We start from the raw sequence: 8,952 nt of genomic DNA, 5'->3' as shown, positions 1-8,952 counted from the left end.
CCGGTGCTCAAGGTGACCTACAAGGTGGAGGCCACCCGCGTCGAGCAGCGCACCGACTTCGACAAGCTGGTCCTGGATGTCGAGACCAAGAACTCCGTCAGCCCACGGGACGCCCTGGCCTCGGCCGGAAAGACCCTCGTGGAGCTGTTCGGCCTGGCCCGCGAGCTCAACATCGAGGCCGAGGGCATCGAGATCGGGCCGTCGCCGGCCGAGGCCGACCACATCGCCGCGTTCGCGCTGCCGATCGACGACCTCGATCTGACCGTGCGGTCCTACAACTGCCTCAAGCGCGAGGGCGTGCACACCGTCGGCGAACTGGTCGCCCGCACCGAGTCCGACCTGCTCGACATCCGCAACTTCGGCCAGAAGTCCATCGACGAGGTCAAGATCAAGCTGCATCAGCTCGGTCTGTCGCTGAAGGACTCCCCGGCCAGCTTCGACCCGTCCGAGGTGGCCGGCTACGACGTCGCCACCGGGACATGGAACTCCGACAACGGCTACGACGTCGACAACGACGTCGACTACGCCGAGACCGAACAGCTCTGAGAAGGTTTCTCCCCCAACCAGCTTCGCCCACCCGTCGTCCCGGCCCTACCTGATACGGGGGTCGGCCCCACATAGGAGACAGTCGCAATGCCAGGAGTTTCACATGCCTAAGCCCACCAAGGGTCCCCGCCTCGGCGGGTCCTCGTCGCACCAGAAGGCGATCCTGGCCAACCTCGCCACGTCGCTGTTCGAGCACGGCCGGATCAAGACCACCGAGCCCAAGGCCCGGGCGCTGCGGCCCTACGCCGAGAAGCTCATCACCCACGCCAAGAAGGGCACGCTGCACAACCGGCGTGAGGTGATGAAGAAGATCCGCGACAAGGACGTGGTGCACACCCTGTTCGCCGAGATCGGTCCGTTCTTCGCCGACCGCAACGGCGGCTACACCCGCATCGTCAAGGTCGAGGCGCGCAAGGGCGACAATGCCCCGATGGCGGTCATCGAACTGGTCCGGGAGAAGACGGTGGTCTCGGAGGCCAACCGGGCCCGCCGGGCCGCGGCGTCGGCGCAGCAGGCCGCGGCGGCCAAGGCCGCTCCGGCGCCTGCCCCGGTGGAAGCCGAGCCCGTCGAGTCGGTCGAGGCGGTCGAGGCGGAGGACGCCGGCATCGCCGACACCCAGGCCGTTGTCGTCTACGAGGAGCAGGGCGAGTCTGACGAGTCCTGACGGTCCGTCGGACTCGCGCGACGCGCCGGACCCGGTCCGGCTGCGCTTGGACATCGCCTACGACGGAACGGATTTCGCCGGCTGGGCGGTCCAGGACCAACAGCGGACCGTCGCCGGTGTGCTCGAAGGCGCGTTGTCGACGGTGTTCCGGGTGCCGATCCGGATCTTCGGAGCCGGGCGCACCGATACCGGGGTGCATGCCAGCGGCCAGGTGGCTCATGTCGATGTGCCCGCCGGTGCGGTGGGCAACGCCTATCCGCGGCGACCCCGCAGCGGTGACGACGAGTTCGATCCGCTGGTCCGCCGGCTGGCCAAGTTCCTGCCGGAGGACGTCCGGGTTCGCCGAACAAGCCGTGCGCCAGCGGGTTTCGACGCCCGTTTCTCCGCGTTGCGCCGGCACTACGCCTACCGCCTGTCGCTGGCGCCCTACGGGTGCGAACCCCAGCAGGCCCGCTTCGTCACCCCCTGGCCGAGGGCTCTCGACCTCGACGCGATGACTGCCGCGTCGTCGGCACTGCTGGGCCTGCACGACTTCGCCGCGTTCTGCCGGCAACGCCCCGGGGCGACGACGATCCGCGAACTCCAACGCCTCGACTGGGCGCGGGAGGGCGATCTGCTCACCGCCTACGTCAGCGCCGACGCGTTCTGCTGGTCGATGGTGCGGTCACTGGTCGGCGCCCTGCTCGCGGTGGGCGAGGGCCGTCGCGAACCGGGTTGGTGCGCAACGCTTCTGGGTGCCGATAGCCGGTCGAGTGACTTCGCCGCGGCGCCTGCCCGCGGCCTGACGCTGATCGGTGTGGACTACCCGTCCGACGATCAGTTGGCGGCCCGGGTTTCGGTGACACGGGACGTGCGAAGCCTGGACTGAGCGGCGGTCAGAGCCGGGCCGCGACGAATGCCGCGGCCTGGTCCACCAGGCCGGAGTCGATGTAGGCCGCCTGCAGATGCGCCGGCCAGTTATCCGCCCAGGTGTTGGGATCGAGGTTGGCGTTGCAGATCGGGTCGTCCGCGGTGCACAGGTCGATGGTCTTGTCCCCGTAGAGCGGACTGATTTCGGAGACCGGGCCGAGAACCTTGCGGGTTCCGTTGCCGAACAGAGCCACCGCGGCGATCTGTTCGTTCATCCCCAGGGGCAACGGGTTCTTGTAGCCGAACACCGGCGCCGGCACCGCCAGCACCACGTCGGTCACCGCGGCGCCGAGGGAGTAGCCGCCCAGCACCAGGCGGGTGCCGGGACAGTTGGCGGCCATGTTCTGGATGTGCCGGCTCATATCGTTGGCGCCCTGGATCACCTCGGTGTCGGCCGGATAGTCCACGGCGTAGAAGCCGACGTCCAGGTCGGTCCTGGCGCGCAGTGCCTGCACGAAGGCGTCGCCGACCTGGCCGGTGCCGGGCGGTTCGATGCGGCCGCGGGCGAAGACCACCTCGACGTCCGGGCAGGGCGCGGCACCCGCGGTGGGCAGGGCGGCGGGGCACAGCGCCGCCGCGGCTGCGGCGGATGTCACCGCCGCCACCATGCGACCCATCCGCCTCATCAGCACCAGGTCATGGTAGCGGGAGCGGCTCGGTGCTGCCAGGTCGAGCGGTGCGGCATCGGCCGGACCGACACCGCCGGACGGGGTTCCCGCGGCGGTCTTCTCCAGCGTGTCCAAGATTCCGCGCTCCTTGTGTTCGCCTGTTGGCAGGGCAGCCGACTGACACCGGACTAGCCGCCGGTCGGCCGGGCGAAACACGCGGTGTTGCCGCTGAACGAAATCGCCGGGTGTGGAGAGACCTCCGACACCCGGCGATTGCGCGCACGTCCGCTCAGCGCTTGCTGTACTGCGGAGCCTTGCGGGCCTTCTTGAGGCCGTACTTCTTACGCTCGATGGCACGGGGGTCACGGGTCAGGAAGCCGGCCTTCTTCAGCGCCGGCCGGTCCTCGGGCTGCACCAGGATCAGCGCGCGCGCCAGCGCCAGCCGCAGCGCACCGGCCTGACCGGACGGGCCGCCGCCGTCGAGATGGGCGAAGACGTCGAAGCTGTCCACCCGGTCGACGGTCACCAGCGGCGCCTTGATCAGCTGCTGGTGCACCTTGTTCGGGAAGTAGGCCTCCAGGGAGCGGCCGTCGAGGTTGAACTGGCCGGTCCCGGGCATCAGACGCACCCGCACCACGGCCTCCTTGCGGCGGCCGACGGTCTGGATGGGACGGTCGAGGATCACCGGCGGACGGGGAGCGGCCTCGACGGTGGCCTCGACGGGCGCATCGACGGTCTCGTCGGACACCGGGGTCTCGGACGTCTCGGGGGTCGCAGGAGTCTCTGCGATCACGTCTTCTGTTTCGTTCTCACTCACTGGGCCACCTGCTTGATCTCGAACGGAACCGGCTGCTGGGCGGTGTGCGGATGATCGGGACCCGCGTACACCTTGAGCTTCCGCTGGATCTGCCGGCTGAGCTTGTTGTGCGGCAGCATGCCGACGATGGCCTTCTCGACCACCCGCTCGGGGCGGGTCTGCATCAGATCGCCGATGCTGCGCGCGCTCAAACCGCCGGGATACCCCGAGTGCCGGTAGGCCATCTTGTTGGTGAGCTTGGTCGCCGCGATGGCGACCTTGTCGGCGTTGACGATGATGACGAAGTCACCACCGTCGACGTTGGGCGTGAATGTCGGCTTGTGCTTGCCGCGGAGCAGACCGGCTGCAGCGACGGCGAGCCGGCCGAGCACCACGTCGGTGGCGTCGATGACGTACCACGAACGCGTGGTGTCACCGGCCTTCGGCGCGTATGTGGGCACAGCGTGTACCTCTCGTCTTTCGGGGTGGATCCCGGGCGAACCGGGTGCCGGTCGGGCGCCGGCGGTCGGGCTGGAATCTCAGCGACCGACAGTGACCTGAGAGACCCGGTTTACCCCGCGGGTGGTCCGCGGCGTACCGCACGCCAGCGCTCGACTTTACCGGGGGCGATCCCCGCAGGTCAAAACGCGCCCCGATACCACCGGGCCGACCCGGGCGGCCGGCCTCAGCGGTCCCGGCGGTCTTCCTCGCCGGCCGACGCAATGGCCTGCTCACAGGCGTCCCGCACGGCATGGGTGCGCTGCGGCGGGCTCTGGCAGCCGAATCCGATCCGGGTGGATCCGACCAGCACCACCGACCAGTCGACGACCCGGCCCGGGCGGACTTCCCGGTAGGTCACCGCCGGCCGCCCGGCGGCCCGGCCGTCGGCCCGGAAGTTGACGAACACCCCGGCGGGCTGATCGGCGATCGCCCGGCGCAGCACCGCGGCCGTACCGGCCGGCGTGGACTCGGGGGCGTAGGACTGGGTGACGTGCACGGCGAGTTCGGGATCGGCCGCCGGCGCCGCCTGCAGCCGCCGCGAACCCGGCCCGGCCGTCACCCTTGCGACCGTCCAGTCGGCGGGGAACCGGACCGCGATGCGGCCTTCGACCACGGTCTGGGTGGCCGGCGGCCGGACGGCGATCGCCGCCCCGGCCAGCGAGACGGCCGCCCCGGCGGCCAGCGCCAGTGCCACCGCCCGCGGTCTCCGCAGCCGTCCCGGACCCTCGGCGCCGCCGTCCCGCCCGCCCGGGCGTTCCACGTCGGCGGTCCACTGCCGCCGCGGCACGGCGACCACCTCGCCGGCGACGGCATCGGCGGCCGCGACGACCCGGCCGACCCTCCGGCGGGTCCAGTCGTCGGGGTGAACCAGAACGACCGCGTCCTCGCCGACGGCCGCGGTCATCACCTCCCGCCACAGATCCGAGACGGCCACCGGGTGTTCGTCGTACAACCCGACCGGGTCGTCGATCCACCACAGCGCAGCCTCGGCCAGGCGGGGGTCCACCGGGCCGCCCGCGCCGCGGACCACCCGGACGGTGGCCGGCCCGATCTCCAGCACGGTCATCGTGCTCACCCTAGGCATCCGGGGCTGACCCCCGCCGCCGCGATCCACAGGATGCCGACGAGCTGATCCCGATGCGTTCACCGCCGGAAAGTCTGGAACAATCTTCGTCGTGAGATCCGCCACCTCGCCCCCGCGCGTACCTGCTGCCGCTCTGACCCTGGCCGCGCCCGCGGCCGTCGTCGCACTGGCCGCTCTGGCGGCCGTCGTCGCACTGCCCGCCGCACCGGCCAACGCCGACGGCTGCAATGACGTCGAAGTCGTCTTCGCCCGCGGCACCAACGAGGAACCCGGCATCGGACGGGTCGGCGAGGCCTTCGTCAACAACCTCCAGGGCATGTTGGGCGGTCTCAGCATGGGCGTCTACGCGGTCAACTACCCGGCAAGCTATGACTTCCTTGCGGTCGCCAACGGCGCCAACGACGCCAGCGCCCGTATCCAGTACCTCGCCAACACCTGTCCGAACAGCAAGATCGTCCTGGGCGGCTACTCGCAGGGCGCCGCGGTCGTCGACGTCGTCGCCGCGGTCCCGTTCCCGGCAGTCGGATTCACCAACCCACTGCCGCCCGCGGCCGCCGACCGCATCGCCGCGATCGCCGTGTTCGGCAACCCGGCGGCCAAGATCGGCATTCCGCTGACTTCCAGTCCGGTTTTCGGCGCGCGGACCATCGAACTGTGCAACGCCGGCGACCCGGTATGCAGCGGCGGGGACAGTGTGGTGGCCCACCGCAGCTACGGCCCCGACGGCACCGCCTGGCAGGCCGCGATATTCGTGGCGAACCGGCTCTAGGCAGCACGTTTTCGCGCCCGGCTCACCGGTATGTGAGTATTGCCGGGTGCGTTTGTTTTCGGGGATCTTCGCCGTGGCACTGGCGGGCACCTGCCTGCTGGGCGCCGCGCCCGCAAAGGCCGTCGACTGCCCGGACGTCGAACTGATCTTCGCCAGGGGGACCAGCGAGCCCCCGGGTATCGGCCGGGTCGGCCAAGCGCTCCGCGACCAACTGGCCGCCGAGTTGGGCGGCCGAACGATGGGCGTCTACCCGGTCGAATACCCGGCGAGCTACGACTTCCTGGCGGCGGCCGACGGCGCGGCCGATGCCACCAACCGGATGGTGGCGGTAACCCAGTCCTGCCCCGGCACCCGGTTCGTCCTCGGCGGGTACTCCCAGGGTGCCGCGGTGGTGGACATGCTGCTCGGGATCCCGCCACTGGGGGACAAGGTGGGCGACGTCGGTTCCGCCGCGCCGCTTCCGGCGAGCCTGGCCGGCCGCGTCGCCGCGGTAGCGGTCTTCGGTAACCCCTCGACCAAGTTCGGGAACGCGGTCACATTCGCCGGCCGCGGCATCGACCTGTGCAATCACGGCGACCCGATCTGCTCGCAGGGCCGCAATCCGCTGGCGCACACGAGTTATGAGAAGTCGCCTCTGGTCAGCCAGGCGGCAGGATTCATCTCGGGACTGATCTGATCCCCGCCCGCGTCTGATCCCCACCCGCGCCGCGGGCCGGGGCCGGCGGTGCGGGAATGGTCGGCGAGGCGGAGTCCGCCGGGAGACACCCACCGGCGACCGCGCCGGTTGTGACCCGGGGCCGCCGATATGAGAGGTTTGACATCATGGGCCGACTGTTCGGGACCGACGGAGTGCGCGGAGTCGCCAACCGTGAACTGACCGCCGAACTCGCGCTGGCGCTGAGCGCGGCCTCCGCCCGCCGGCTGGCCCCCGCAACTGGGGGTCACCGCTTCGCGGTGGTCGGCCGTGATCCGCGCGCCAGCAGCGAGATGCTGGAAGCCGCCGTGGTCGCCGGCTTGACCAGTGAGGGTGTCGACGCGCTCCTGGTGGGGGTGCTGCCGACACCCGCCGTCGCCCACCTCACCGCGGCCTATCGGGCCGATCTCGGCGTGATGATCTCCGCCTCGCACAACCCGATGCCGGACAACGGCATCAAGATCTTCGGGCCCGGCGGTCACAAACTCGACGACGACGCCGAGGACCGGATCGAGGAACTCGTCGCCCAGGGCCCGGGCTTGCGGCCGGTCGGCGCCGCGATCGGCCGGGTTCGCCAGGCCGCCGACGCCCTCGACCGCTACCTCGAGCACCTCGGTGCCGCCGTCACCCGACTCGACGGCCTGACCGTCGTCGTCGACTGCGCCAACGGCGCGGCTTCGGCGGCCGCGCCGCGCGCCTACGCGGCGGCCGGCGCCCGGGTCGTCTCGATGAACGACCAGCCCGACGGCCTGAACATCAACGACGGCTGCGGCTCAACGCATCTCGAGGGCCTGCAGCAGGCGGTGCTCGCCCACGGAGCCGACCTCGGACTCGCCCACGACGGGGATGCCGACCGGTGCCTGGCGGTCGACGCCGCCGGACGGGTGGTCGACGGAGACGCCATCATGGCCGTTCTGGCGTTGGCCATGCGCGAGAGCGGGGAGTTGGCGTCCAACACCCTGGTGGCCACCGTGATGAGCAACCTCGGCCTGCACCTGGCGATGCGCGAGGCCGGCATCGAAGTGCGGACCACCGCGGTGGGCGACCGCTACGTCCTGGAGGAACTGCGGGCCGGCGAGTTCAGCCTGGGCGGCGAGCAGTCGGGCCACATCGTGCTGCCGGCCTTCGGCACCACCGGCGACGGAATCCTCACCGGACTTCGCCTGATGGCACGGATGGCGCAGACCGGCGCCTCGCTGGCCGCACTGGCCGCGCCGATGCAGTCGCTGCCGCAGGTGCTGATCAACGTCGCCGTGGTTGACAAGGCGACCGTCGCGCAGGCCTCCGAAGTTCAGAGCGCCGTGGCCCGGGCGGAGGCCGAACTCGGCGACACCGGCCGGATCCTGCTGCGGCCCTCGGGCACCGAGCATATCGTGCGGGTCATGGTGGAAGCCGCCGACGAGGACACCGCCCGCCAGGTCGCCCACCGCGTCGCGGAGTCGGTCAGCGCCCAGGATTAAGCGGAACCGGATCGGCCGCCGCGACGTCATTACCGGTATGGAGTCCGGTCCGGCAACCTCGGTCGACCCGCAGGCCCTGCACGCCGCCGCCCAGCGACTGGACGCTGCCGCGGACCTGCTGCACGGTGCGATCACCGCTCACCTGCGCACCCTGCGCTTCGACGCCGACTCCGGCCTGCGTTCCGCGGTCGACCAACTGGTGGCCGACGTGGCGCAGTGGCAGCGGGCCACCGCGGAGACCGCGGCGGCCCTGCGCATCAGCGCCGAGCGCTACACCGACGCCGAAGCGCGGGCGTCGCAGGCCCTGCGGTGAACGACACCACGCTCGGCACACTGGAGGCCGATGCCGCCGCGGTGGCCTCGGCCGGCGCCCTGGCCGAGGAGGCGCTGGCGCTGCACCGCGATGCGCTCTCCATGCTCACCGAAGGGTGGCAGAGCGAATCAGGTTGTGCCGCAACCGATCTGGTTAGAAGGCAATGCGGCGACGCCGCCGAACTCGTGGCGGCACTGCAGGGGACGGCGGCGGAGTTGAGGTCACTGCGCGAGGTCATCGAGGAGACCGGATCCATTGCGCAGACCTCCCCGGACTCAGCGACGGCCCAGCGCGAACAGAGCTACGCGCAGACCTCCGCCCGGCTCAACGACCGGCCGCAGCCGGGATTCCAGGCGCCGTCCCCGGTGCCGCCCATGGCCTGGCCCTCGGGCTCACCGGCACTGCCCGACCTCGGAGGCGCGCTCGTCGGCCTGGTGGCTCAGGCGGTCGATGCGCTGAGTCCGGACGTGCCGAGCCCCGACGGAGTCGACACGCCCGATCCCCATCGGGAGGAGGCCGCGCCCGCGCCGCACCGCACCGCTGTCGCGCCGGAGCCCGGAACCCCGCCGCCCGCGCCCCGGCCAGAGCCACCGGCGGCCGCCACCCCC

General features: G+C 71.2%; 11 protein-coding genes and 1 pseudogene. 8 read left to right on the top strand and 4 right to left on the bottom strand.

All coding sequences use genetic code 11. The features are described 5' to 3' along the window. The 3 genes from ADBZ5U_RS12385 to truA all read left to right on the top strand — a co-directional run. A partial coding sequence (locus ADBZ5U_RS12385) for a DNA-directed RNA polymerase subunit alpha C-terminal domain-containing protein (RefSeq protein ID WP_526810604.1) occupies positions 1–546 on the top strand: 546 nt, incomplete at its 5' end. Between the two features lie 103 nt (positions 547–649). Continuing rightward, positions 650–1,210, top strand: coding sequence for a 50S ribosomal protein L17 (gene rplQ / locus ADBZ5U_RS12380; protein WP_526810602.1), 561 nt, complete (start codon positions 650–652; stop codon positions 1,208–1,210). Continuing rightward, a complete protein-coding gene (gene truA / locus ADBZ5U_RS12375) occupies positions 1,197–2,078 on the top strand; it encodes a tRNA pseudouridine(38-40) synthase TruA (RefSeq protein ID WP_526810612.1) in 882 nt (293 codons plus the stop codon). Before rplQ ends, truA begins: the two co-directional genes overlap by 14 nt. A gap of 7 nt (positions 2,079–2,085) precedes the next feature. On the opposite strand, the gene ADBZ5U_RS12370 is transcribed toward truA, so the two are convergent. The 4 genes from ADBZ5U_RS12370 to ADBZ5U_RS12355 all read right to left on the bottom strand — a co-directional run bounded on the left by ADBZ5U_RS12370 (position 2,086) and on the right by ADBZ5U_RS12355 (position 5,090). Beyond that, a complete protein-coding gene (locus ADBZ5U_RS12370) occupies positions 2,086–2,727 on the bottom strand; it encodes a cutinase family protein (RefSeq protein ID WP_526810610.1) in 642 nt (213 codons plus the stop codon). 289 nt (positions 2,728–3,016) lie between these two features. After that, entirely contained in the window at positions 3,017–3,475 is a 459-nt protein-coding gene (gene rpsI / locus ADBZ5U_RS12365) for a 30S ribosomal protein S9 (RefSeq protein WP_526810608.1), read from the bottom strand. Between the two features lie 65 nt (positions 3,476–3,540). Continuing rightward, positions 3,541–3,984 carry a 50S ribosomal protein L13 gene (gene rplM / locus ADBZ5U_RS12360; protein ID WP_526810601.1) on the bottom strand — a complete coding sequence of 148 codons (444 nt, stop codon included), beginning with the start codon at positions 3,982–3,984 and terminating at the stop codon, positions 3,541–3,543. A gap of 224 nt (positions 3,985–4,208) precedes the next feature. Next, complete coding sequence (locus tag ADBZ5U_RS12355) at positions 4,209–5,090, bottom strand: type VII secretion-associated protein (protein WP_526810606.1); 882 nt, start codon at positions 5,088–5,090, stop codon at positions 4,209–4,211. Positions 5,091–5,199: 109 nt separating this feature from the next. Between ADBZ5U_RS12355 and ADBZ5U_RS12350 the strand changes: the two genes are divergently transcribed. The 5 genes and pseudogenes from ADBZ5U_RS12350 to ADBZ5U_RS12330 form a co-directional block, all read left to right on the top strand. Continuing rightward, positions 5,200–5,877 (top strand): cutinase family protein, encoded by a 678-nt coding sequence (locus ADBZ5U_RS12350; protein WP_526810600.1) that lies wholly within the window; start codon positions 5,200–5,202, stop codon positions 5,875–5,877. A gap of 46 nt (positions 5,878–5,923) precedes the next feature. Next, entirely contained in the window at positions 5,924–6,553 is a 630-nt protein-coding gene (locus tag ADBZ5U_RS12345) for a cutinase family protein (protein WP_526810598.1), read from the top strand. 146 nt (positions 6,554–6,699) lie between these two features. Beyond that, on the top strand, positions 6,700–8,031 hold the full coding sequence (glmM, locus tag ADBZ5U_RS12340; RefSeq protein WP_526810596.1) for a phosphoglucosamine mutase: 1,332 nt from the start codon (positions 6,700–6,702) through the stop codon (positions 8,029–8,031). Between the two features lie 37 nt (positions 8,032–8,068). After that, positions 8,069–8,344 carry a hypothetical protein gene (locus ADBZ5U_RS12335; protein WP_526810595.1) on the top strand — a complete coding sequence of 92 codons (276 nt, stop codon included), beginning with the start codon at positions 8,069–8,071 and terminating at the stop codon, positions 8,342–8,344. Beyond that, a pseudogene (locus ADBZ5U_RS12330) lies at positions 8,341–8,952 on the top strand (hypothetical protein); the annotation flags it as partial. The gene ADBZ5U_RS12335 and the pseudogene ADBZ5U_RS12330, both read left to right, overlap by 4 nt.

Origin of the sequence: Mycobacterium sp. (assembly GCF_040398885.1) — a bacterium.
Lineage (GTDB): Bacteria > Actinomycetota > Actinomycetes > Mycobacteriales > Mycobacteriaceae > Mycobacterium.
This window is presented reverse-complemented; position numbering and strand designations above follow the sequence as displayed.

Excerpts from the sequence above, each read along its gene's own strand:
- rplQ (WP_526810602.1), top strand. The coding sequence starts at position 650 with ATGCCTAAGCCCACCAAGGGTCCCCGCCTCGGCGGGTCCTCGTCGCAC.
- ADBZ5U_RS12370 (WP_526810610.1), bottom strand. The coding sequence starts at position 2,727 with ATGGTGGCGGCGGTGACATCCGCCGCAGCCGCGGCGGCGCTGTGCCCC.
- ADBZ5U_RS12355 (WP_526810606.1), bottom strand. The coding sequence starts at position 5,090 with ATGACCGTGCTGGAGATCGGGCCGGCCACCGTCCGGGTGGTCCGCGGC.
- glmM (WP_526810596.1), top strand. The coding sequence starts at position 6,700 with ATGGGCCGACTGTTCGGGACCGACGGAGTGCGCGGAGTCGCCAACCGT.
- ADBZ5U_RS12335 (WP_526810595.1), top strand. The coding sequence starts at position 8,069 with ATGGAGTCCGGTCCGGCAACCTCGGTCGACCCGCAGGCCCTGCACGCC.